This window comes from Rhodococcus sp. DMU2021 (assembly GCF_019641445.1).
Classification (GTDB): Bacteria; Actinomycetota; Actinomycetes; order Mycobacteriales; family Mycobacteriaceae; genus Rhodococcus; species Rhodococcus pyridinivorans.
In genome coordinates this window covers 393,292-416,475 of sequence record NZ_JAIFKB010000001.1, presented here as the reverse complement: position 1 = coordinate 416,475, position 23,184 = coordinate 393,292, and the positions used below count along the sequence as shown (strand labels likewise).

Below are 23,184 nucleotides of genomic sequence, written 5' to 3'. Positions count from 1 at the left end.
CTTCATCATGCTATCGACATCCGCCCGGGCAGCGAACACAGGGAGCCGAGCGGAGAAACTCAGAGGTGGTTGAGACCCGTCAGCACCCGTTCGAGCAGTTCGACGTTCGGTCCCACCTTGTCGGCCGTGCGGTGCACGGTGATCTCGCCGGTCGCCGCGAGATCCCCGACGAGCACGCGCGCGACACCGAGCGGGATCTGCGCGAGGGCCGCGATCTCCATGATCGATCTCGGCTGGGCGCACAACGCCAGCACGAGGCGATGCTCGTCCATCGCCGGACCGGACTCACTGCCCATCGCGGAGGGGACGGCCGACACGAGCACTTCGAGAGGCAGCTCCACCTCGGCTCGGGTGCGTCCCCCGCTCCGCACGAACGGGCGCACGAACGACGACGTCTCTGACTGGTTCATGTCCTCGATTCCCACACTGGTCCCGGTGCCCGCATTCCGGCCGGCCGGCTGCGCTGCACCGCCCGACAACGCTGTGTCGACCAGCTGCGCTGTGTCGACCGGCTGCGCTGCGGGACGGTACATCTCGGCTGCCGTGACCTCGTCCACGACGGGGCCCGGCTCGCGGTGATTCCGTACCGGCACGGCGTGATCCGCCGGCCGCCGACGTCGACGGGACCGACCGGATCCGAATCTCGCTCCGGTCGCCCCTACGACCGGCCATTCGCTGTCCGCAACGCTCATCCGGACGTGCCCTCCTCGACGACCACGATCCTGCCATCACTACGCGCACTTCGGCCACAAGCACCACAGCTGTGCCCACACGACACGCGTGGTCGGGCCCGAGGGGGCCGTTGCGGTTCGAAGGAAACAAGCGCTCGCGGGCGACCACCCGACCGGGCGCCACGCACGCTCAACGATTTCATCAAGGTACGAAAAAAGGCACCCCTGCGGGGGTGCCTTTCGTCACTGCCGATCTCGGTGGTCCCGGCTGGGATCGAACCAGCGACCTCCCCGGTGTGAACGGGACGCTCTTCCACTGAGCCACGGGACCGGGCCGCTCCGCAGCGGCTCGAACGAGATGGAACACTAACACGCTCCCGCCATGAAGACGAATCGCCTGGTCCCAGCGTTTCGACGCGGATGTTCCGTGCAGCGCGTTCGGGTGGCGCCTCTCGCGCGCGTACGCGAGCGGGCAGGAGACCGTGCTCGTAGAGACGAGAAGGCGCACCCGGAGCCCCGGGACGTGGACGGCCCTCAACTCGGGAGGACCGGGGAACGCAAGTGTCGGCCGGAGCGACACGAGCGGGGGACGCGGGCTCGGCCTCCGAAGCCCTATTCGTCGCCTCCCGCAGGGGTCATCAGCCCGTCACCTTCGCGAAATCTGCCGGTTTTCTGCCGTTGAACTGCGGATTTGTGCGTTTCGTAGATGCTCGGCTACTGTTTTGAACCGCACCACGGAGAGCACGACGCCGAACGGTGCGAATGCGGATGTAGCGCAGCTGGTAGCGCATCACCTTGCCAAGGTGAGGGTCGCGGGTTCGAATCCCGTCATCCGCTCGAGAGGTTGGACTCGACCTTTTACGGTGGAGTGGCCGAGTGGTGAGGCAACGGCCTGCAAAGCCGTGCACACGGGTTCGATTCCCGTCTCCACCTCGCGCGATTAGCTCAGCGGGAGAGCGCTTCCCTGACACGGAAGAGGTCACTGGTTCAATCCCAGTATCGCGCACCAGGTTCGACCAGCACGTGGGCCGAGCCGGTTCACCGAAAGAACGTGCACATGCGGATGTAGCGCAGCTGGTAGCGCATCACCTTGCCAAGGTGAGGGTCGCGGGTTCGAATCCCGTCATCCGCTCCATTCCGGCGATCACCATGCCGGCGCGATTAGCTCAGCGGGAGAGCGCTTCCCTGACACGGAAGAGGTCACTGGTTCAATCCCAGTATCGCGCACAGAAGATGAAGGCTCCCTTCGAATTTCGAAGGGAGCCTTCATTCGTTCGTGGAGACGCATTCGTTCGTGGAGACCGCCGATCGTCCGGGCCACCCGGTGAGAATCCGGCAACGGGTGATCCGGTGCGGAGGTATTCCCCCGCACCGGACCGGCGCGTCACGCGCCGAGCGTGTTGATCCCCGCGATCATCGCCCGCAGCGACGACTCGTTGCCGGTCTCGCCCGTGCCCATCACCCAGGTCGTGCGCTCGCCGGAGCGGCACAGCAGGAAGGTCGCGGACATCTCACCGAGGTCGTGGCGGTGGAACGACAGGATCTCGATGTTCAGCCCGAGGTCGTACAGCATCGCGGTCATCGCGGCGATCGGTCCGCAGGTCGTGGCGGATGCCGTATGGATCGTGTCGCCGATCGCGATCGTCGCCTCGAAGGCGCTGCGTCCCGCACCCAGGGCCGTCGCGGTCCAGCCACCGAGGCGGACCGGGCCGTGCTGCGCACCGTAGGTGGATTCGAACTCCGTCCAACTCATGCCGGAGGCTTCCTCGCGCAATCCCCGAGGAAGGCCGCGTCCGTAGCGGGCGAAGAACGGATCGGCATCAGGGGTGCCAGAGGGGAACATCGGAGCGAAACCCGAGAAGGAGGTGAAGGCGTTCATCGTTCGTAGTGGTCTTCCACGAGAAGGAAGGACCGACGCGTAGCTCAACGACCCGCAGCGAGGGGTCGGTCCGAATCAGACCCCGCTACGGCGGTGAACTACGAGTACGCGCTTCATAGCCGCGACGGTACAACGCACCGACATTTCGTGCAAGTCGCATGCACGGGACCGTGTGACGCAACCGTGACCACGGTCGCTGGAACCTGAGGGATCCCTCATGTAGCGTGGATGTTGCCATCCCCCCGATGGTGTCGAACCCCAGCCATGACCCCCCATCCAAGGCTGGGGTTCAGCCATATCCGGACCCTTCTCCGTCTCGCGTCCGGGCTCGTGTCTCCGTCTCGCATCGACACGCGGGGCACCTGCCGTATCGTCCCGTCCGAGTGCTTCACTGGTGTGCATGTCCATGCCACCACTCGAAGAAGCAGTCTCCGTCGACGAGGCGGGCATCTGGGACGCCGAGGCGATCGCTCAGGTCGCCGCCGCGACCTTCCCGCTCGCCTGCCCTCAGGACGCCGCCGAGGACGACATCGCCGACTTCATCGAGCGCACCCTCAGCGCGGAGAAGTTCGCCGAGTACCTGTCCTCCCCCGAACGCATCGTTCTCGAGGCGCGCGCGGGTGAGGAGATCGTCGGTTATCTGATGGCAGTGGACGCCGCTCCCGAGGATCCGGCGATCGACGCGATGATCACGGCGCGGCCGGCGATCGAGATCAGCAAGCTGTACGTGATGCCGGGCCATCACGGTTCCGGAATCTCTGCGGCGCTCATGAATGCGATCGTCGCGCGGGCCCACACACTCGGGCGTGTGGGCCTGTGGCTCGGCGTCAACCAGGAGAACACCCGCGCCCGGCGCTTCTACGAGAAGCAGGGCTTCGAGGTGGTGGGCACGCGCACGTTCGTCGTGGGGGCGCAGACGCACGACGATTTCGTCATGCAGCGCACCCTCCGAAGGGATGCCGGCCGGTGAGCCGGTGATGGGGTGAAGGTCGACCCGGCACGCAGGAGCGCCGGGTATCCGATCAGCCCGCGGCAACCTCGAATCGGGACAGCGCCAGCAGACGGGACGTCGCGCGCAGGTACTTCTTGCGGTAGCCGCCCGCGAGCATCTCGGGCGTGAAGATCTCGTCGAGCTTGGCGCCGGAGACCGTCACGGGGATGCTCGCGTCGTACATGCGGTCGGCGAGGACCACCAGACGTAGGGCCACCGACTGGTCCTTCGCCGGGTGCACACCCTCGAGGAAGACGGCGGGGACACCCTCGACGAGCTTGCCGTAACGGGAGGGGTGCAGCGTACTCAGGTGCGCGCACAGCTCGTCGAAGTCGTCGAGCGTCGCACCCGGGATCGCGTCGGCGCGCTCGGTGAGCTCTGCCGAGTCGACCGGATCGGGTGCAGGCGGCAGGTCGCGGTGACGGTAGTCGGGGCCGTCGACGCGGATGGTCTCGAAGATCGACGCGAGCTTCTTGATCTCGCGCAGGAAGTCCTGTGCCGCGAACCGTCCCTCACCCAGCTGGCCGGGGAGCGTGTTGGAGGTCGCGACGATCGAGACGCCGCGGGCCGACAGTTCGGTCAGCAGGCGCGAGACGAGCATGGTGTCGCCCGGATCGTCGAGTTCGAACTCGTCGATGCACAGCACGCTGTGGTTCGACAGCTCCTCGACGGCCTTGTTGAACCCGAGGGCGCCGACGACGTGGGTGAGCTCGACGAACGTGCCGAAGGCCTTGGGCGCGGGTGCGCTGTGGAAGATCGAGGCGAGCAGGTGGGTCTTGCCCACGCCGAAGCCGCCGTCGAGGTAGAGGCCGGCCCCCTGCGGCTGGGAGCGGCGGCCGAACAGGCCGCGCTTGCCGCCGCGGATCTTCCCGATCTTGCCGACGAACTCCGCAGCGGTCGTCACCGCGGCCGCCTGGCTCGGCTCGTTCGGATCCGGAATGTACGACTCGAAGCTCACCTCGTCGAACATCGCGGGGGGCACCATCTGCGCCACCAACTGGTCTGCAGGCACCACCGGATTGCGGTCGACGAGACGTTCGTGCATCAGCCCAGGGTACGACCGCATCATGCTCGGATCCTCACTCGAATCCGGAATGCGACCTACTTCACACGGCGTTCACCTCGGCGTCATGCACCGGGAGGACACTTCGGATCGGCCGCTCGACCACCGGTTGCGCGCGGCCGCCGGTGAACCTGGCAGGCTGTGCGCATGCGCAGATCGGGAGTGATCGCCGCGATGTTGATCACGGTTGCCGCGGCGTCGACCGCGTGCGGAGCAGGACCGTCGATACGTCCCGACGTCGCCGTGGTGCGCGACGATCCCGGTGTCGCCGTCGACGGGACCCCGCAGGACGAGACCGAGGTACCCGAACTTCCGGTGCCGTCGGCCGAACCGGCGTGGCGGAACTGCACGGACGAGACGCTCTCCTCGTTCGACGCACCGCCGGGTGCCCAGGGCCTCGTTCTCGAGTGCGCGGAGGTCGTCGCCCCGATCGATGCGGCCGGCACCGTGACGGGCACCTTCCCGCTGGCAGTCATGCGCGCACGACTGCCCGACACCCCCACCGACGTGGCGCCGCTGGTTCTCACGACCGGCGCCGACGTCGCGTCGACGCGCGCACTGACCGCCATGGCGACCGGCGCGATGTCGGGTGCACTGGCGATGCGTCCGATCGTCGCGGTGGATCGGCGCGGGATCGGCAACTCGCTCGCGATCGACTGCATCTTTCCTGCTGATCGTCGCGGTCTCGGCGATCTCGGACAATTCGGCCGCACCGGCGATGCACCCGAACGCGTCGCCGATCTGGGTCGTCAGGCGACCGTCTCGTGCACCGACTACCTGCAGCCGCAGCAGCTGATGTTCGGCGCATCACACGCCGCCGACGACATCGAACGCCTCCGGCAGGCATGGGGCGTGGACCGGATCGGTCTCCTCGGGGTGGGGAACGGTGCGACGGTCGCGCTCGCCTACGCCGCCGCCTATCCGGGCGCGGTCGGCCGTCTCGTCCTCGACTCCCCCGCCGCGGCCACCGCCGACGCCGAACTCATGGCCGAGTCGCAGGCCCGCGGCGCGGAAGCCGCCGTCGATGCCTTCGCCCGGCAGTGCACCGCCCTCGACTGCGCCCTGGGCGACGATCCGCGCGCGGCGATCGAGGATCTGCACGAGCAGGCCACCGAGGGTGAACTCGCGCCGGTCTCGGCCAATTCCTTCCTCACGGCGCTGACGGGTGTCCTCGGCACGCCGCGCGCCGATCTGCAGGCCCGCGTCCGTGAGGTGGCGGACGTCCTCGCAGCCGCGCGGGACGGCGATGTCATGCCGCTCATCGAACTGGTCGGTGTGGCCGAGGAGAGGCTCTCGACGGACGGTCAGTTCGTCGCCCGGTGCAGCGACGGACAGCGCTGGCCGACCCCGACCCACGCGGGCGATCTCGCCCGGAGTTGGTCCACCCTCTATCCGCTGTACGGCGCGGATCTGGCGACGGGCCTGACGGCATGTGCGGCGTGGCCGAGCCTGCCTCCCCCGCCGCTGCCGGCGGCGCTCGACGTGCCCGTGCTCGTCTCCTCGGGGGCCGCGGACCCGGTCGTGGGCAATGCCGGCGTGGAGTCGGTGACCGGTGTGCTCACCGCAGGCGGTATCGCCTGGGCGTCACTGTCGTGGCAGGGTGCCGGTTACTCGGCGGTCCTGCACTCAGGTTGTGTGCAGGCCCGGGTGGATGCCTATCTGTCCGACGGAGAACTTCCGCCCAACGGGAGCCTGTGCCCCTCGTGACGTTCCCCGGTCGGGGGCAGGGCGTGTGCACGGGTCCGCAGGCCCGCGGTGTACCGTGCCGTAGTGTTCCTCAGAAGTCTCGAACCCCGGACCGCACGCACGACCGCCGAGGTGGTCAAGGCTGTGGTGTGGCCCCTTGCCGTACTGACGGTTCTGCACCGGGTCGTGATCAAAGCGGTCAACGGGTTCCGGACGGACGACTTCACCCCGGTCTACAACGCCGCGCTGGCCTTCCTCAACCGCCGGCCGGTGTACACCGCCGAGTTCCAGTGGGTCGATCCCCACTACCTCTATCCGCCTTCCGGCACGTTGTTGATCGCCCCGATCGCGGTGATCGACCCCGAGCGGTCGCGGTGGTTGTTCATCCTCGCCAATGCGATCGCGATCCTCGTCGCGCTCTACCTGTTGCTGCGCATGTTCGGTCTGCGACTCGATTCGCCGATCGCGCCGGTGCTGGTCTTCGCCGCGTTCGCGTCCGAGACGGTGACGAACACGCTCGTCTTCACGAACATCAACGGTCTCGTCCTGCTCGGCGAGATCGCGTTCCTGACGCTGCTGCTCAAACGACGTGATCTGTGGGCGGGGGCTGCGCTCGGCCTGACCTTCGCCGTCAAACCGATCCTCGCTCCCCTGCTGTTGCTCCCGCTCGTGCGCGGACAGTGGAAGGTCTTCATCACCGCCGCGGGTGTTCCGATCGCGCTGACGATCATCGCGTGGCCCCTGTCGGTCGACGCGTGGCAGTTCGTCGAGCACACCGTGCCGTACCTGCTCGAGTCCCGCGACTACTTCAACAGCGCGATCGTCGGCAACGGCATGTACTACGGGCTCCCGGCCTGGCTGATCTTCGGTCTGCGGGCGGTGCTCGCGGTGATGGTCGCGGTGTCGGTGTGGTTGCTCTACCGCTACTGCCGCCACGACGAGGTGTTCTTCGTGTGCACCGCCGGCGGTGTGTTGCTCGCGGCTTCGTTCCTGCTCGGATCGCTCGGCCAGATGTACTACTCGATGATGCTGTTCCCTCTGCTGATGACGGTGCTGCTGCCGAACTCCGTGATGCGGAACTGGCCCGCCTGGCTCGCCGTCTACGGCTTCCTGAGCTACGACTCGTGGCTGTCGAACCGGTGGGTGGAGGCCGGGCGCGCGGCGGAGTACATGAAGACAACCTTCGGCTGGTCGCTGCTGCTCATCGTCGTCTTCGCCGTCCTGCTCGACCGTTACCTCGTCGCGAAGCGCGAAGGGCGCCTGGCGGACGGCATCGAGCCGTCGCACCTGCTCGAGGAGAAGCAGCCCGCACGGACGTGATCGTCCGTGCCGGTGCAGACGTGACGCGCGCGCCGAGCGCGGTTAGCGTGGAGATCATGACGTCTGCTCCTCGATCCGAACCCGCACCCAAGGTCGTCCACACCGACGAGGAATGGCGCGCGAAGCTAACTCCCGCCGAATTCGCCGTGTTGCGTCAGGCCGGCACCGAGCGTCCCTTCGTCGGCGAGTACACCGACACCGAGACCGAGGGCATCTACGAATGCCGCGCGTGCGGTGCCGAACTGTTCCGCAGCACCGAGAAGTTCCACTCCCACTGCGGGTGGCCGTCGTTCTTCGACCCCGCCGACTCCGACGCCGTGATCCTGCGCGAGGACAACTCGCTGGGCATGCGGCGCATCGAGGTGGTGTGCGCGACGTGCCACAGCCATCTCGGGCACGTCTTCGAGGGCGAGGGTTACCCGACGCCCACCGACAAGCGGTACTGCATCAACTCGATCTCCCTGCGCCTGGTTCGGTCGGAGTGATCCCGGCCGCGGCCAGCGCGGTCCACAGTGCGTCGTGCCGCTCGGTGGTCGGTGTCGGTTCGACGAGTTCGAACGCGCATCCGATCGACCGGGCGGCACCGTCCGCCTTCTCGCTGTCGCCGATCATCAGCGTCCGTCGCGGGTCGACACCGAGTCTGTCGACGGCGTGGCGGAAGATCTCCGGTTCGGGCTTGACGGCGCCCACCTCGAAGGACAGCGCGAACACCGACACGAGGTCGTCGATACCGAGCCGCGCGAAGGCCGGCCGCAGGTCGAAGGCGATGTTGCTCACCACGCCGACGGCGATCCCGTCTCCAGCGAGCGCCTCGATGACGGGGACGGTGTCGGGATAGACGGTCCAGCAGTCGGGGTCGGTCACCTTCTCGTAGAGCGCCTGTGCCTGTTCGGGATCGGCCACGCCCGATCTGCGCAGCACCGTCAGGTAGGCCTCGCGGTGCCAGCGCGGTTCGCGGTCGCGGTTGGTCCACGCGTGGTGCTCGTCGGCGTCCATCTCGACGGGCTGCCCGACGGGTTGCGTCAGCCGCCGCATGAGTTCGGCCTGCCGGTGCACGTCGAAGGGTCTGCCCTCGTGGTCGGTGACGTCCGCGAGCCAGCTCTCGTCCTCCTCGAGCCGGAACAGGGTGCCGGAGAAGTCGAACAGGACGGCATCGAAGGGGGTCTCGGCCATGTCCCGAGGCTAACGGCTGAGCGACAGTGGCAGGTCGGCTCGGCTAGATCTCCTCGAGCAGTCGCATCGCCGCCATCGCGGCGGGCCGGCCGCTCGCAGGGAATGTCCCGATGCGGACCGAGTCATGTGGCGCGAGGCTACCGACCGAGGGGCCGGCTTGCCACAATGTCTCGCATGGCTGAGACGGGTACGAGAATCCGGCGACACACGAAGCTGTCCGTCGTCGGCGCCGGGAGCGTCGGTACCGCGGTGGCGTATGCATGTCTACTCAGGGGTTCGGCAGACGCGATCGCGCTGTTCGACACGAACTCCGCGAAGGTGCGCGCGGAGGTCCTGGACCTGAACCACGGCACGCAGTTCGCGCCGTCGTGCCGGATCGAGGGCAGTGACGACATCGCGGTCACCGCCGGTTCCGATCTGATCGTCGTGACCGCGGGGGCCAAGCAGCATCCCGGCCAGTCGCGTCTGGATCTCGCGGCGGCGAACGTCGCCCTGACACGGGACCTGACTCCCGGCCTGCTGTCCGTCTCCCCCGATGCAGTGATCGTCTTCGTCAGTAATCCGGTCGACATCGTCACCCGCGCCGCGATCGCGGCGACCGGCGTCTCGGACGGCCGGATCTTCGGGTCGGGCACGGTGCTCGATTCCGGCCGGCTGCGGTATCTGCTCGCCCACCGCGCCGACGTCGCGGTCGAGAACGTTCACGCGTTCGTCGTGGGGGAACACGGCGACTCGGAGGTCGCCCTGTGGTCGAGTGCGACGATCGGCGGCGTGCCGGTGGAGTCCTTCGCCGTCGACGGACGACCCGTCTTCGGACCGGACACCCGCGCCGAACTCTTCGAGGAGGTCGTGCGCAGCGCCTACGAGATCATCCGCGGCAAGGGCGCCACGAATCTCGCGATCGGACTGTCGAGTGCCCGCATCGTGGAGGCCGTGCTGCGGAACCAGCGCCGGGTGCTCGCGGTGTCGACGCTGCAAACCGGGCGGCACGGCCTGCAGGACGTCTGCCTCTCGCTTCCCACCGTCGTCGACGCGCGCGGCGCGCACACCGTGCTCGATGTGCCGTTGTCGTCGGAGGAGGAAGCGGGGCTGGCCGCCTCCGCGGCCACCCTGCGTGAGGTCCAGTCGTCACTCGGCCTGTGACCGCTCAGCGCTGCCGGACGACCGGCGGATCGTAGGCCCGGATGGGCGGCAACTCGCCGTCGAACCGCTCGACGTCGACGAGCACGTGCTGCCCCGTGCATCCGTGGGACAGCGACGACGTGCCGACGTCGGGGGTGAGCACGTTCGCGTTCCCGTGCACGCACATCGATCCGGGATCGGACGGATCCAGCGGGTCGTACCAGGCTCCCGTCGCGAGCTGGACGACGTTCGGCAGCAGACCGTCGTCGAGGACCACCCCGGCGAGGCACGAACCACGATCGTTGAAGACGCGGACGATGTCGCCGGCTTCCAGACCTCGCGCGACAGCGTCGTCGGGACGCATCCGGATCGGTTCACGGCCACGGATCTTCGACGCCTGGCTCACCGGGCCGTGATCGAGCTGCCCGTGCAGGCGCGTGGCCGGCTGATTGGCGATCAGGTGCAGCGGGAACCGCTCGACCCGCGGGGAGCCGAGCCATTCGTCGGGTTCGTACCAGGTGGGGTGCCCGGCGCAGTCGTCGTAGCCGAACGAGTCGATATCGGCGGAGAAGATCTCGAGCAGTCCGCTGGGAGTCCGCAGCGGGTTCGCCGCGGGATCGGACCGGAAGTCCTCGAAGAGGGTCAGATCGTCCTCGGTCCGCATCCGGACCGGTCCGCCGTACCAGAAGTCGTCGAAGGGCGGCGGGTCCTCGATGCGCCGGTCGTCGGCGAGGACGAAACCGCGCCACTGCTCGTAGAGGTGTTCGAGCCACTCCCGGGAGGTCCGGCCCTCGGTGAACTGCTCGCCGAAGCCGAGGCGGTGGGCGAGAGCGGTGTAGGTGTCGTAGTCGTCGCGGGCGTCGGCGAAGCGTGGGACGGCAGCCTGCATCGCGACGAGCAGCGGATCGTTGCGCGTGCACGTCAGGTCGTCGCGCTCGAGCGCCGTGGTCGACGGCACGACGATGTCGGCGTGCTTGGCCATCGGCGTCCAGTACGGGTCGTGGACGACGATCGTGTCGGGCCGCTGCAGGGCGCGGCGGAGCCGGCCGATGTCCTGGTGGTGGTGGAAGGGATTGCCACCCGCCCAGTACACGAGCCGGATGTCCGGGAAGGTCAGGCGACGGCCGTCGTAGTCGAACTGCTCCCCCGGTCGCAACAGCAGGTCGGAGATCGCGGCGACGGGGATGAAGTCCTCGACGTCGTTGTTGCCCTGGAACAGGGTGGGCAGCGGATACGGGACGGGCGCGAGACCGGGTTCGTTCATCGAACCGTAGCCGTGGCCGAAACCGCCCCCGGGAACGCCGAGTTGGCCGAGCATCGCGGCGAGGGTCACGCCCGCCCAGGGCGCCTGCTCGCCGTGCCGCACGCGTTGCAGCGACCATGTGACCGACACCAGGGTGCGGCCACGGGCCATGCGTCGCGCGAGGTCGACGAGGGTTCCGGCCGGGATGCCCGACAGTCCGGCGGCCCACTCGGGGGTCTTCGGGACGCCGTCGGTGCGGCCGAGCAGGTACTCCTCGAAGCGGTCGTAACCGGTGCAGTAGCGGTCGAGGAACTCACGGTCGGCCAGACCCTCGGTGGCCAGGACATAACCGAGGGCGAGCATGATCGCGACGTCGGTGCCCGGCCGGGGCGCGAGCCACTCGTGCTCACCGTGCACGTCGCTGCGGATCGGGCTGAACGAGACGATCCGTCCGCCGCGGGCCCGCATCCGGTCGAGGGCGTCGCGGGTGGGGTGATCGCTCGTGCCGCCGTCGTTGACGGCGGTGTTCTTCAGCGGGATCCCGCCGAAGCACACCATCAGATCGGTCTCGCGGGCGATGACCTCCCAGGAGGTCGAGCGCGCGAACAGTTTCCAGTGGGTGCCTACGACGTGCGGCATGATCACGCCGGTCGCGCCGAGCGAGTAGGAGTGCACCGAGCGGGTGTAGCCGCCGAACATCTTCAGGAAGCGGTGCACCTGGCTCTGTGCGTGGTGGAACCGGCCCGGGGCGGACCAGCCGTAGGAGCCGCCGAAGATCGCCCGGTTGCCGTGCCGGTCCTTTACGCGCTGCAGTTCGCCCGCGAGGATCTCGGTGAGTTCGTCCCACGAGACCGCGACGTACTCGTCGTCGCCGCGTCGTGTGCTCGGTCCCGGTCCGTTCTCGAGCCAGCCGCGACGGACGGCCGGACCGGCGATGCGAGCACGGTGCCGCACCGATCCGGGGATGTTCCCGAGGATCGGTGAGGGGTCGCGGTCCCCGGCGTAGGGCCGCACGGCGACGACCTCGCCGTCGCGTGCCTGCGCCGAGAACATCCCCCAGTGCGCCATCTGGGAGAACAGACGACCTTCTCCCTCGGGTGGCACCGCGCTCGTCGAGGTCACGTCAGGGCAGCGACGCGACGAGGGCTTCGACGTCGACCCGCGGTCCGGTGAAGAAGGGGGTCTCCTCCCGGACGTGCAGGCGCGCGTCGGTGGCACGCAGGTCGCGCATGAGATCGACGATGCGGTGCAGTTCCGGCGCCTCGAAGGCGAGGATCCACTCGTAGTCGCCGAGCGCGAAGGCCGGAACGGTGTTGGCGCGGACATCGGGGTAGCCGCGGGCCGCCATGCCGTGGTCGGCGAGCATCTTGCGACGCTGCTCGTCGGGCAGGAGGTACCACTCGTAGGACCGCACGAAGGGGTACACGCACACGTAGTTGCCCGGCTCCTCCCCCGCGATGAAGGCGGGCAGGTGGCTCTTGTTGAACTCCGCGGGTCGGTGCAGTGCGGTGTTCGACCAGACCGGGGTGCTCGCGCGGCCGAGGATCGTGGTGCGCCGGAAGTCGGCGTACAGCTTCTGCAGATCCTCGATGTGCTCGGCGTGCGTCCAGATCATGAAATCGGCGTCCGCGCGGGTGCCGGCCACATCGTAGATACCGCGCACGATCACGTCGGTGTCGTCGAAGCGGGCGAAGAACGCTTTCGCGTCCTCGATCGCCGCGGCGCGGTCGTCGCCGAGGACGCCGGGCCGGACCTGGAAGACCGACCACATCGTGTAACGGAGGGTGGAATTGAGCTTGTCGTAGTCGAGACGTGCCATGACGTTCATCCTTCCATTCGTGCAGTCAGGCGTGCGGCTGCAGCCGTGCCTGTTGCGACACATGCGGGTACACCCACACCGTGCAGCATCGCGCCGGCGACCTCGAGTCCGTCGATCCCTGCGATCTCGGCCTCGAAGGCGGCGACGATCTCGCCGTGGTGTTCGCGGTACTGCGGCAGCCCGCCGTGCCACCGCTGCACGAAGGCGGCCACCGGTTCGGCGTCGACTCCGGTGACGGTCGCGAGATCCGCGCGGGCCAGCGCAATCAGGTCGGCCTCGGACGCGTCGACGAGCGCGTCGTCGCCGAACCGTCCGAACGACGCACGCGCGAGTGCGACGGGACGTTCGGCGAGGTGCGGCCACTTGCGGCTCGACAGCGTGAAGGCCTTCGCCGACAGTTCCTCCCCCGTCGCGACGAGGATCCCGGAGTTCTGCGGCAGGCCGGCGTCGTGCGGCAACGCGAGCGCGACCACCACCGACGAGGCGAGCGGGATCTGCGCGACGCACTGCGCGGCGGATCGGACACTGTCGGAGAGCAGCCGGGCGGCGTCCGGGGCGGGCACGGCAAGCACCACACCGTCGACCTCGCCGAGCGGATCGACCGACCACCGGCCACCGCTGCGCTTCAGTCCGGATGCGGCTGTGCCGTAGAGGAACTCGGCGTCGGCCTCACGGACGAGGGCTTGGATCAGCACGCCGTAGCCCTCGCGCAGCGTCCCGAAGACCGGGGCGTCCGACTTCGGGGGCAGAGCGCGGGCGACGGCGTCGCTCAGGCTCGTCGCGCCGGCGTCGAGGGCCGCGGCGAGCGTCGGGACGGTGGCACGGACACCCGCGGTGTCGGACAGCCCCGAGTACACCCCACCGAGCAGCGGGTCGACGCTGCGCTGCACCACCTGCTCACCGAAGCGTGATCGGACGAGATCCGCGACGGAGACGTCGGAGTCCCGGTCCCAGTGGAACGGCACTGTGGGTTCGGCGGCAATGCGCGCCAGGGTCTCGTCGTCGACGAGACCCTCCACGGCCTGCGCCGAGGCGGGGATGCCCATGAGCGTGCCCGCCGGCAGCGGATGCAGTCGCGCGTCGGCGTACAGGAGCGGACGGGCAGCCGAGGGGTGGACGATGTGGGCGCTCAGGCCGAGTTCCTCGACGAGCGCGACCACCTCGGGTCGGCGTGCGATGAACGCCTCGGCGCCGACGTCGACAGGATCACCCGCGAGCGGGACCGTGCGGAGCTTGCCGCCGAGCCGCGACGATCGCTCGAGCACGACGATGCGGGCGACGGCGCCGAGCGAACGACGCAGCCGATACGCGGCGACGAGCCCGCTGATCCCACCGCCGACGACCGCGACCGTCGGCGGGGTCACAGCGAATGCACCAGCTCGACCACTCGGGTGATGGCATCGGGATCGGTGTCGGGCAGCACGCCGTGACCGAGATTGAAGATGTGTCCGATGGCGCCGGCCTCGAGAGCACGGTCGGCCTCGGCGACGATGCGGCGTACCTCGCGTTCGACGACCTCCCGGCCCGCGAACAGAATCGCGGGGTCGAGGTTGCCCTGCAGGGCCTTGCCGGGGCCGACGCGGGTCGCGGCGACGTCGAGCGGGATGCGCCAGTCGACGCCGACCACGTCGGCGCCCGCCTCACCCATGGCGCCGAGGAGCTCACCGGTGCCGACACCGAAGTGGATGCGCGGCACCCCCGCACCGGCGATCTCGGCGAAGACACGCTCGGAGTGCGGCAGGACGTACTCGCGGTAGTCGGCGAGCGAGAGGGCGCCCGCCCACGAGTCGAAGAGCTGGACGGCGTCGACACCGGCGCCGATCTGCGCGCGCAGGAAGCCGATAGCGACATCGGTGAGCTTGCCGAGGAGCGCGTGCCAGGTCTTCGGGTCGGCGTGCATGAGCGCCTTGGTGTGCTCGTGGTTGCGGCTGGGTCCGCCCTCGACGAGATAGGACGCCAAGGTGAAGGGCGCCCCCGCGAAGCCGATGAGCGGGGTGTCGCCGAGTTCGCGGGTCAGCAGACCGACCGCGCGGGCGACCGCCCCGACCTCCTCGGCCTCGAGGGACGGCAGCGCGGCGACATCGGCGGCGGTACGGACGGGGTTCGCGACGACCGGGCCCGTCCCGGCGACGATGTCGAGGTCGATACCTGCCGCCTTGAGCGGGACGACGATGTCGGAGAACAGGATGGCAGCGTCGACCTTGTGCCGCCGCACCGGCTGCATCGTGATCTCGCAGACGAGCTCGGGGTCGAAGCACGATTCGAGCATGCCGACGCCGGCCCGGATCTCCCGGTACTCGGGCAGGGAGCGGCCGGCCTGGCGCATGAACCACACGGGCCGGTGGACGGGCCGCTCACCGCGCGCGGCCGCCAGCAGGGGCGCATGCGGCAGGATCCTTCGCGCGGGGTACTCCGCGGGCACCGCAGAGCCGACGTTCGTGTTCTCCAAGCCGGTCATCGATCCTCGTTCTTCGGGCACTGCGCGCCGTCGCGCAGGGCAGCGTCTGTCGGGTCCCGGACCGAGACGTGTGGCGCGGACCCGCTGCCCATGCTGCCACGACCGCGCCGCCCACCGGAATCGGCGCGCCTCCCGCGTGCGGTGCGTCACCGGCACTAACCTCCGCTCGGTGACCACCTCGCCCGCCGAGCCGGCCCGCTTCCGTTCCGCAGTCGATGCGATGAACGCGGCTACCGTGCGCCCGGAGATCGAGGTCGGGCCGATCCGACCCCCGCAACGGCTCGCTCCCTACAGCTATGCACTGGGCGCCGAGGTCCTGCACGACGAGACGGAGGGGGTGCCCGAGCAGTCGGAGGGCGACGCGTTCGGCCGTCTCATCCTGCTCTACGACCCCGACGGCGACGAGGCGTGGCACGGGACCACCCGGCTCGTCTCGTACATCCAGGCCGACGTCGACGAGAGCCTGGCAGCGGACTCGCTGCTGCCGGAGGTCGCGTGGAGTTGGCTCGTCGACGCCCTCGCCGCGCACGGTGAACCGCTCACGGCGCTGGGCGGCACGGTGACGGCGACGACCTCCGTGCGGTTCGGGGACATCGCGGGCCCGGGACGCGCCCACCAACTGGAACTGCGCGCGTCGTGGACTCCGCAGTCCGACATGCTGACCCTGCACGTGGAGGCGTTCTGTGACGTCCTCGCATATGCCGCGGGTCTGCCTCCGGCGGGGGTTGCGCGACTCCAGCGGTGAAAACCGCTGCAATCCGACCGGATTTCTAGAACCTGTTCTACTCTTGATTCCATGCAGCGTCTCAGCGGGCTCGATGCCGGTTTCCTCTACCTCGAGACCCCCAGTCAGCTCCTCCACATCTGCGGGCTGATCGTGCTGGATCCGTCCACCGTCCCGGGCGGCTACGACTACGTGAGACTACGCAACGAACTCGAAGCGCGCCTCACCGCCGTACCCCAGTTCCGGATGAAGCTCGCCGACAGCAGGTTCAACCTCGACCATCCGGTCTGGGTCGACGACCACGACTTCGACCTCGACCGGCACGTCCACCACGTCGGCGTGCCCGCCCCGGGCGGCCGGACCGAGCTCGCGGAGCTGTGCGGACACATCGCCGCGCAACCCCTGGATCGCTCCCGGCCACTATGGGAGATGTGGTTCGTCGACGGTCTCGACGACGGCAGGATCGCCGTCATCGCGAAAATGCATCACGCCGGAGTGGACGGGGTCTCCGGTGCCGCACTCATCGCGCAGCTGTGCAGCCTCGACCCGGCCGATCCCCGGCCCGAACCGGTGCAGTGGGGTGCCGGCGACGCGAACGATCTCGCCATCGCGATCGCCGGAGCCCTCAACGTCGCCCGCCGGCCTCTCCACCTGCTGCGGATCCTTCCCGGCGCGGTCACATCGCTGACCTCCTGGATCGCCCGCGCCCGACGCGGCGACGCCATGCCCGCGCCGTTCACGGCGCCGCGCACCCCGTTCAACTCCACCATCACCGGACACCGCACCGTCGGCTTCGCCGAGCTGAACCTCGACGACGTGAAGCTGGTGAAGAACGTCTTCGGCGTCACCGTCAACGACGTGGTGATGGCGGTGTGCGCCGGCGCGCTACGCCGATATCTGGAGCGGCGCAGCGAGCTGCCCGACTCCCCGCTCATCGGGATGATCCCGGTCTCGGTCCACGGCAGGTCGGATCGGCCGGGACGCAACCAGGTCTCGGCGATGTTCGCCGACCTCCACACACACATCGCCGACCCCGCAGAGCGGCTGCGGGCACTCTCGGAAGCGAACGCGGTGGCCAAGGAACACAACGCCGACCTCGGCGCGAACCTGCTGCAGGACTGGTCCCAGTTCCTCGGCGCGGCCGTGTTCGCCCCCGCGATGCGCGCCTACGCCGGACTGCGGCTCGCCGACCGGCACCCGGTGATCCACAACCTCGTTATCTCCAACGTGCCCGGACCTCCCGTGCCGCTGTACTTCCTGGGCGCCCGCATGACGGCGATGTATCCCTTCGGCCCGATCTTCCACGGCGCAGCGCTCAACATCACGGTGCTCTCCCTCGACGGCAGGCTCGACATCGGTCTGATCTCGTGTCCCGATCTCGTCCCCGACCTGTGGAAACTCGTCGACGACTTCTCCCCCGCCCTCGAGGACCTCATCCTCGCGGCCGGCGCGGAGAACGACGACATCCTCACATCGGATGTGGAGCGCGACGATGTCGTCTCGCAGGAGAGGTGACGGTGTTCTGAGGGGAGTTCGCGAGGCGTCGAGCGGGTCCGTGCGTGTCCACCGATCGGACGTTCCGGACAGGAACGGAATTGCACACGGGGACGACACCGCTAGAGTCACGCCCATGCCGGCACAGAACGACGAGGACGAGCAGAAGAGCACGAGCGTGACCACGGTGCCGCTCCTCGAACCCCGCGACGGCGTCCCGAAGGTCGTCACCACGGCGCGCGGGGTCGCCGACGCGGCAGCGATGCTCGCGCAGGGACACGGCCCGCTCGCCGTCGACGCCGAACGCGCATCGGGCTACCGCTACTCCGGGCGCGCCTATCTCGTACAGCTCCGTCGTGACGGCGCCGGCACGGTGCTGCTCGATCCCATTCCCACGCGGGACGACCTCGCTCCCCTGACCGAGGTGATCAACGACCTCGAATGGGTCCTGCATTCCGCCGACCAGGATCTCCCCGGCCTGGCCGAACTCGGACTCCGTCCGGCGAAGTTGTACGACACCGAACTCGCCGGTCGTCTCGCCGGATTCCCCCGCGTCGGTCTCGCCGCGATCGTGGCCGAGACCCTCGGCCTCGAACTGCGCAAGGGCCACGGTGCGGCGGACTGGTCGACGCGACCGCTTCCCGACTCGTGGCTCAACTACGCCGCGCTCGACGTCGAACCGCTCGTCGAACTCCGCGACGCGATGGCGCGCGAACTCGAGCGGCAGAACAAGACCGAGTGGGCCGCTCAGGAATTCGAGCACATCCGGCTCGCGGGGCCGCCCGCTCCGAAGCCCGATCGGTGGCGGCGCACGTCCAAGATCCACGCGATCAAGGACCGACGCCGCCTGGCGATCGTCCGGGAACTGTGGACCACCCGCGACGAGATCGCCGCCCGGCGTGACATCGCCCCGAGGCGCATCCTTCCCGACTCCGCAATCATCGCCGCCGCGGAGGCGAATCCCACGAGCGTCGAACAGTTGCAGGAGCTTCCGGTTTTCGGCGGTCCGCGGCAGCGGCGTTCCTCCCGTGCGTGGTTCAACGCGATCGAGCGGGCCCGTGCACTGCCGGAGGACCGGCTCCCACCTCTCACGCCGCCCCTGACCGGGCCTCCCCCAGCCGGCCGGTGGTCGCGTCACCACCCTGAGGAGGCCGCACGTCTCGCCCTCGCGCGCGGCGAACTCACCGCTCTGAGCCAGGAAGTCGCCGTTCCCGTCGAGAACCTGATCAGTCCCGAACTCGTTCGGCGCCTGTGCTGGGACTGGGACGTCTCCGACGGGGCCGACGTCGAGGAGTACATCGACGGCCGCTTCGCCGAGGGCGGGGCACGGCCGTGGCAGCGCGCGCTGACCGTGCCGCGACTCGCGAAGGCCCTGACGGCGGAGAACTGATCTCCGCCGTCTGCTCTGCGTGCCATCTACTTCCGGCGGCTGCCGCGTCCTGGACATCACATCAAGGCCGAAGAACCGCTCGTACACGTCGCGGCCGCCGTGGAACATCACCGCGGCGATCCACAACTGGAGCCTCGGATCGAAGGCGTTGTATCCGTCGGAGCGGACCGGTGCGTGGGCGCGGTTGACGAAACGCACCACCCTGCGCCGTTCCTCGTCGTCGCCGAACGCCACGAGGAAGATGTACGCGCTCGTGTTCCGGAAACGTGTGACGGGATCGATGAGCGCCCTGCTGTGTTCCACCACCCCGTGCTCTACCGGAGGCAGAGCGATCTCCATGAGGAACCTCCAGGTCAAGTCAGCGGGAACGCCGCTTCACCCACCACACCCCGTACCGTCGCGTCCGGTCGTCGCCGAGCCATGGAACGGGACTGTATTTCCAGATCGCACGGTGTCAAGCGGAGGTCCTCACCGCTTGGGCAGGTCGCAGACAGAGCGACGGCGCGGAGAGAATATTTCTTAACTTCTTACCCACTCGGAGGCGTCGCCACACTCCATGCCGCGTTCGAAGTCCGCCTTGTGGGCGAGTTCTCGCCGGAAACGTCGAGTCGGCCGTTCACCCCGGCGTAATGTTCCCCTGAAGAAAACACACTGTGTCCAACCCTTTTCCCGCTCTCGCGGCCAGTCCGATCCAGGAGTTCCTCGGTGACCCAACCATCGACCGCACACGCCGCGAAAGTCATCGCCGTGACCGTCGCGGCGGCCGTGGGCGGTTTCCTGTTCGGCTTCGACAGCTCGGTCATCAACGGCGCCGTCGACTCCATCCAGGACAACTTCGCGCTCAGTTCGTTCGTGACCGGTTTCGCCGTCGCCATCGCCCTGCTCGGTTGTGCCGTCGGCGCGTGGTTCGCCGGACGCCTCGCCGACAGTTGGGGCCGCAAGCGGGTGATGCTCCTCGGCTCCGCCCTGTTCGTCATCTCGTCGATCGGGTCCGGTCTGGCCTTCAGCGTTCCCGATCTCATGCTGTGGCGTGTGCTCGGCGGCCTCGGCATCGGTATCGCGTCGGTCATCGCACCGACCTACATCTCCGAGATCGCACCCGCTCGCTACCGTGGCGCCCTCGCATCACTGCAGCAGCTCGCCATCACTCTCGGCATCTTCGCGGCCCTGCTGTCCGACGCGGTGCTGCAGAACGCCGCCGGTGGAGCGTCGAACGAGCTGTGGTGGAATCTCGAGGCCTGGCGGTGGATGTTCCTCGTCGGCGTCGCGCCTGCCGTCCTCTACGGTGTACTGGCGCTGACGATCCCGGAGTCCCCCCGCTATCTCGTCGGCAAGGACATGGACGAAGAGGCTGCGGCCGTCCTGGCCAACGTCACGGGCGAGCTCCGGCCCGACGAGCGTGTCCGCGAGATCCGGCTGACGCTGCGACGCGAGTCGAAGGCGTCCTTCGGCGACATCCGCGGCCCGGTCTTCGGTCTGCAGCCGCTGGTGTGGGTCGGCATCACGATGGCCGTCTTCCAACAGTTCGTCGGTATCAACGCGATCTTCTACTACTCGACGACACTGTGGAAGTCGGTGGGCTTCACCGAGAACCAGTCGTTCACGACCTCGGTGATCACCGCCGTGATCAACGTGGTCATGACGTTCGTCGCGATCCTGTTCGTCGACAAGATCGGTCGCCGTCCGCTGTTGATGACCGGTTCGATCGGCATGTTCGTCAGCCTGCTGCTCGCCGCGATCGCCTTCTCGCAGGCGGTCGGCAGCGGTGAGGACGTCGAACTTCCGGCACCGTGGGGTGCGCTCGCCCTCGTCGGCGCGAACGCCTTCGTGATCTTCTTCGCCGCCACCTGGGGTCCGATCATGTGGGTGATGCTCGGCGAGATGTTCCCGAACCGCATGCGCGCGGTGGCCCTCGGTATTAGCACCGCCGCCAACTGGATCGCGAATTTCACGGTGACACTGGCGTTCCCACCACTCACCTCCGCGGTCGGCCTGTGGTTCCTGTACGGACTGTTCGCGTTCTTCGCCCTGCTGTCGTTCTTCTTCGTCAAGGCCAAGATCCCCGAGACCAAGGGCATGGAACTCGAGGAGATGCAGAGCTAACCGATACAAACGCCAGGGGCGGTATCCGGATCACCGGATACCGCCCCTGGCGTTTGCTCACCTGCGTCGGTCGGACTCAGCCCGCTTCGCGGTCGGACTGCTCGACCGCCGACGGTCGCGATCGCTCCTCGGGTTCGCTGTCGAGGCCGGCGACCCAGCCGTTGACCTGACGCGCCACGTCCTGGGCAGTCAGACCGAGTTCGGCGTGGATCTCGTTGCGGGAGGCGTGATCGAGGAACTTCTGCGGCACCCCGAGATCGCGGGCGGGCACGTCGACGCCGTTGCGGCGCAACGCGGCGGAGACCGCCGAGCCGACACCACCGTGGAGGCCGCTGTCCTCGATTGTGACGACGATCCGGAAGCCGCGTGCGAGGTCGACCACCGCGTCGGGCACGGGGAACACCCATCGCGGGTCGACGACCGCGGCGTCGATGCCCTGCCTGGAAAGACGATCGGCGACGTCGAGCGCGAGACCGGCGAAGGCGCCGACCGCGACGATCAGTGCGTCGCCGCACCGCGACGGCGGCATCCGCAGCACGTCGACCGTGCCGTCGAGACGCTCGATCGCCGGGATGTCTTCTCCCACCGAGCCTTTGGGGAACCGGAGGACGGTCGGGCCGTCGGAGACGTCGAGCGCCTCACCGAGTTCCTCTCGCAGCGTCGCCCCGTCGCGCGGAGCGGCGACCCGGATGCCGGGAACGATTCCCAGCAGGGACAGATCCCACATGCCGTTGTGACTGGCCCCGTCGGAACCCGTGACGCCCGCCCGGTCGAGCACCACGGTGACCGGCTGCCGAAGCAGTGCGACGTCCATGAGCAACTGGTCGAAGGCGCGGTTGAGGAAGGTCGAGTAGACGGCGACGACGGGATGCATTCCGCCGAGTGCGAGACCCGCCGCCGACGTCACCGCGTGCTGTTCGGCAATGCCGACGTCGAAGGTGCGCTCGGGGAACCGTTCGCCGAACTTGGCGAGGCCGGTCGGTCCGGGCATCGCGGCGGTGATCGCCACGACGTCCTCCCGCTTCTCTCCCAGCGCGATGAGTTCGTCGGAGAAGACCGACGTCCAGTCGGGAGCGGAGGCGGACTTCGCCCGGCCCGTGCGCGGATCCATCACGCCGGTGGCGTGCATCTGATCGGCGAGGTGGTTCTCGGCGGGCGCGTAGCCCGCTCCCTTGCGGGTGACGGCGTGGACGAGGACCGGACCGCCGTACGCCTTCGCGCGACGCAGCGCCGATTCCATCGCCTGCTCGTCGTGCCCGTCGACCGGGCCGAGATACTTGATGCCCAGATCGGTGAAGAGCACCTGCGGGCTGACCGCGTCCTTCACACCGGCCTTCATGCCGTGCAGCACCGAGTAGGCCGCCGAGCCGATCCAGGGGATCCGCTTGACGATGCGCCGACTGTTGTCGAGCACCTTCTCGTAGCCGGGCTTGAGGCGCAGCGCCGCGAGGTGCTCGGCGAGACCGCCGATCGTGGGCGCGTAGGAGCGGCCGTTGTCGTTGACGACGATCACCATCGAACGGTTCTGCCCGGCGGCGATGTTGTTGAGCGCCTCCCAGCACATACCGCCGGTCAGCGCGCCGTCGCCCACCACGGCCACCACGGTCCGATCGGACTGTCCGGACAGCGAATAGGCCTTGGCGAGTCCGTCGGCGTACGACAGGGCCGCCGAGGCGTGCGACGACTCGATCCAGTCGTGTTCACTCTCCGCGCGGCACGGGTAGCCGGACAACCCGCCTTTCTGCCGGAGACCGTCGAACTCGTCGCGACGACCGGTGAGGATCTTGTGGACGTAGGCCTGGTGACCGGTGTCGAAGAGGATCGGATCGCGTGGCGAATCGAACACCCGGTGCAGAGCGATGGTCAGCTCGACGACGCCGAGATTGGGACCGAGGTGACCGCCGGTCGCCGCGACCTTCTCGACCAGGAATTCCCGGATCTCCCCCGCGAGCTCGGTGAGCTCCACAGGAGAGAGTCGACGTAGATCGTCGGGCGACTGGATGCGGGACAGAACACCCAACTGGAACAGCTCCCTCCGGCTCGTGCCT

General features: G+C 68.6%; 18 protein-coding genes, 6 tRNA genes and 1 pseudogene. 14 read left to right on the top strand and 11 right to left on the bottom strand.

Features of this window, described 5'->3' with window-relative positions:
- Window positions 1-59: 59 nt before the first annotated feature.
- Entirely contained in the window at window positions 60-692 is a 633-nt protein-coding gene (locus K3M35_RS01970) for a DUF742 domain-containing protein (protein ID WP_217579855.1), read from the bottom strand.
- Window positions 693-930: 238 nt separating this feature from the next.
- Window positions 931-1,002, bottom strand: a tRNA-Val gene (locus tag K3M35_RS01965).
- Window positions 1,003-1,435: 433 nt separating this feature from the next.
- Between K3M35_RS01965 and K3M35_RS01960 the strand changes: the two genes are divergently transcribed.
- The 5 genes from K3M35_RS01960 to K3M35_RS01940 all read left to right on the top strand — a co-directional run bounded on the left by K3M35_RS01960 (window position 1,436) and on the right by K3M35_RS01940 (window position 1,898).
- Window positions 1,436-1,508, top strand: a tRNA-Gly gene (locus K3M35_RS01960).
- Window positions 1,509-1,533: 25 nt separating this feature from the next.
- Window positions 1,534-1,604: transfer RNA gene (locus tag K3M35_RS01955), tRNA-Cys, on the top strand.
- A 1-nt stretch (window position 1,605) separates the two neighbouring features.
- A tRNA-Val gene (locus K3M35_RS01950) sits at window positions 1,606-1,680 on the top strand.
- A gap of 50 nt (window positions 1,681-1,730) precedes the next feature.
- Window positions 1,731-1,806 (top strand) — tRNA-Gly (locus K3M35_RS01945).
- 20 nt (window positions 1,807-1,826) lie between these two features.
- A tRNA-Val gene (locus K3M35_RS01940) sits at window positions 1,827-1,898 on the top strand.
- A 157-nt stretch (window positions 1,899-2,055) separates the two neighbouring features.
- Here the strand turns inward: K3M35_RS01940 and K3M35_RS01935 are convergent.
- Entirely contained in the window at window positions 2,056-2,550 is a 495-nt protein-coding gene (locus K3M35_RS01935) for a 2-isopropylmalate synthase (protein WP_006551375.1), read from the bottom strand.
- 400 nt (window positions 2,551-2,950) lie between these two features.
- On the opposite strand from K3M35_RS01935, the gene K3M35_RS01930 reads away from it, so the two are divergent.
- A complete protein-coding gene (locus tag K3M35_RS01930; RefSeq protein ID WP_217579856.1) occupies window positions 2,951-3,520 on the top strand; it encodes an N-acetyltransferase in 570 nt (189 codons plus the stop codon).
- 52 nt (window positions 3,521-3,572) lie between these two features.
- Here the strand turns inward: K3M35_RS01930 and zapE are convergent, their stop codons facing one another.
- Window positions 3,573-4,586 (bottom strand): cell division protein ZapE, encoded by a 1,014-nt coding sequence (gene zapE, locus K3M35_RS01925; protein ID WP_006551373.1) that lies wholly within the window; start codon window positions 4,584-4,586, stop codon window positions 3,573-3,575.
- A gap of 165 nt (window positions 4,587-4,751) precedes the next feature.
- Between zapE and K3M35_RS01920 the strand changes: the two genes are divergently transcribed.
- The 3 genes from K3M35_RS01920 to msrB all read left to right on the top strand — a co-directional run bounded on the left by K3M35_RS01920 (window position 4,752) and on the right by msrB (window position 8,095).
- Complete coding sequence (locus K3M35_RS01920; RefSeq protein WP_254707546.1) at window positions 4,752-6,311, top strand: alpha/beta fold hydrolase; 1,560 nt, start codon at window positions 4,752-4,754, stop codon at window positions 6,309-6,311.
- A gap of 63 nt (window positions 6,312-6,374) precedes the next feature.
- Entirely contained in the window at window positions 6,375-7,610 is a 1,236-nt protein-coding gene (locus K3M35_RS01915; protein WP_019289230.1) for a glycosyltransferase family 87 protein, read from the top strand.
- A 56-nt stretch (window positions 7,611-7,666) separates the two neighbouring features.
- A complete protein-coding gene (msrB, locus tag K3M35_RS01910) occupies window positions 7,667-8,095 on the top strand; it encodes a peptide-methionine (R)-S-oxide reductase MsrB (protein ID WP_033096717.1) in 429 nt (142 codons plus the stop codon).
- Here msrB and K3M35_RS01905 read toward each other — a convergent pair.
- Entirely contained in the window at window positions 8,058-8,783 is a 726-nt protein-coding gene (locus K3M35_RS01905) for an HAD family hydrolase (RefSeq protein ID WP_019289229.1), read from the bottom strand. The genes msrB and K3M35_RS01905 overlap by 38 nt on opposite strands.
- 174 nt (window positions 8,784-8,957) lie before the next feature.
- Between K3M35_RS01905 and K3M35_RS01900 the strand changes: the two genes are divergently transcribed.
- On the top strand, window positions 8,958-9,926 hold the full coding sequence (locus K3M35_RS01900; protein WP_006551368.1) for an L-lactate dehydrogenase: 969 nt from the start codon (window positions 8,958-8,960) through the stop codon (window positions 9,924-9,926).
- A gap of 4 nt (window positions 9,927-9,930) precedes the next feature.
- Here K3M35_RS01900 and K3M35_RS01895 read toward each other — a convergent pair whose 3' ends face one another.
- From K3M35_RS01895 to hemE, 4 genes are read right to left on the bottom strand one after another with little or no spacing between them, the layout of a single operon-like run.
- Window positions 9,931-12,216: a molybdopterin-dependent oxidoreductase gene (locus tag K3M35_RS01895; RefSeq protein ID WP_217580209.1), complete on the bottom strand. Its 2,286-nt coding sequence runs from the start codon at window positions 12,214-12,216 to the stop codon at window positions 9,931-9,933.
- A 55-nt stretch (window positions 12,217-12,271) separates the two neighbouring features.
- On the bottom strand, window positions 12,272-12,967 hold the full coding sequence (gene hemQ, locus K3M35_RS01890; protein WP_024100734.1) for a hydrogen peroxide-dependent heme synthase: 696 nt from the start codon (window positions 12,965-12,967) through the stop codon (window positions 12,272-12,274).
- Between the two features lie 5 nt (window positions 12,968-12,972).
- Complete coding sequence (locus K3M35_RS01885) at window positions 12,973-14,331, bottom strand: protoporphyrinogen oxidase (protein WP_217579857.1); 1,359 nt, start codon at window positions 14,329-14,331, stop codon at window positions 12,973-12,975.
- Window positions 14,328-15,425 carry a uroporphyrinogen decarboxylase gene (gene hemE / locus K3M35_RS01880; RefSeq protein ID WP_019289225.1) on the bottom strand — a complete coding sequence of 366 codons (1,098 nt, stop codon included), beginning with the start codon at window positions 15,423-15,425 and terminating at the stop codon, window positions 14,328-14,330. The genes K3M35_RS01885 and hemE overlap by 4 nt, the downstream gene beginning before the upstream one ends.
- Before the next feature lie 169 nt (window positions 15,426-15,594).
- Between hemE and K3M35_RS01875 the strand changes: the two genes are divergently transcribed.
- The 3 genes from K3M35_RS01875 (at window position 15,595) to K3M35_RS01865 (ending at window position 19,033) form a co-directional block, all read left to right on the top strand.
- Window positions 15,595-16,170, top strand: a complete 576-nt coding sequence (locus tag K3M35_RS01875) for a DUF3000 domain-containing protein (RefSeq protein ID WP_024100732.1) — start codon at window positions 15,595-15,597, stop codon at window positions 16,168-16,170.
- A 51-nt stretch (window positions 16,171-16,221) separates the two neighbouring features.
- Window positions 16,222-17,664 (top strand): wax ester/triacylglycerol synthase family O-acyltransferase, encoded by a 1,443-nt coding sequence (locus K3M35_RS01870; RefSeq protein WP_019289223.1) that lies wholly within the window; start codon window positions 16,222-16,224, stop codon window positions 17,662-17,664.
- A 115-nt stretch (window positions 17,665-17,779) separates the two neighbouring features.
- Window positions 17,780-19,033, top strand: a complete 1,254-nt coding sequence (locus K3M35_RS01865) for a ribonuclease D (RefSeq protein WP_217579858.1) — start codon at window positions 17,780-17,782, stop codon at window positions 19,031-19,033.
- A gap of 123 nt (window positions 19,034-19,156) precedes the next feature.
- On the opposite strand, the pseudogene K3M35_RS25965 reads toward K3M35_RS01865, so the two are convergent.
- Window positions 19,157-19,372 (bottom strand): annotated as a pseudogene (locus K3M35_RS25965) (oxygenase MpaB family protein); the annotation flags it as partial.
- A 366-nt stretch (window positions 19,373-19,738) separates the two neighbouring features.
- On the opposite strand from K3M35_RS25965, the gene K3M35_RS01855 reads away from it, so the two are divergent.
- Complete coding sequence (locus tag K3M35_RS01855; protein ID WP_024100730.1) at window positions 19,739-21,136, top strand: sugar porter family MFS transporter; 1,398 nt, start codon at window positions 19,739-19,741, stop codon at window positions 21,134-21,136.
- 76 nt (window positions 21,137-21,212) lie between these two features.
- Here K3M35_RS01855 and dxs read toward each other — a convergent pair whose 3' ends face one another.
- A complete protein-coding gene (gene dxs, locus K3M35_RS01850; protein ID WP_217579859.1) occupies window positions 21,213-23,156 on the bottom strand; it encodes a 1-deoxy-D-xylulose-5-phosphate synthase in 1,944 nt (647 codons plus the stop codon).
- Window positions 23,157-23,184 lie beyond the last annotated feature (28 nt).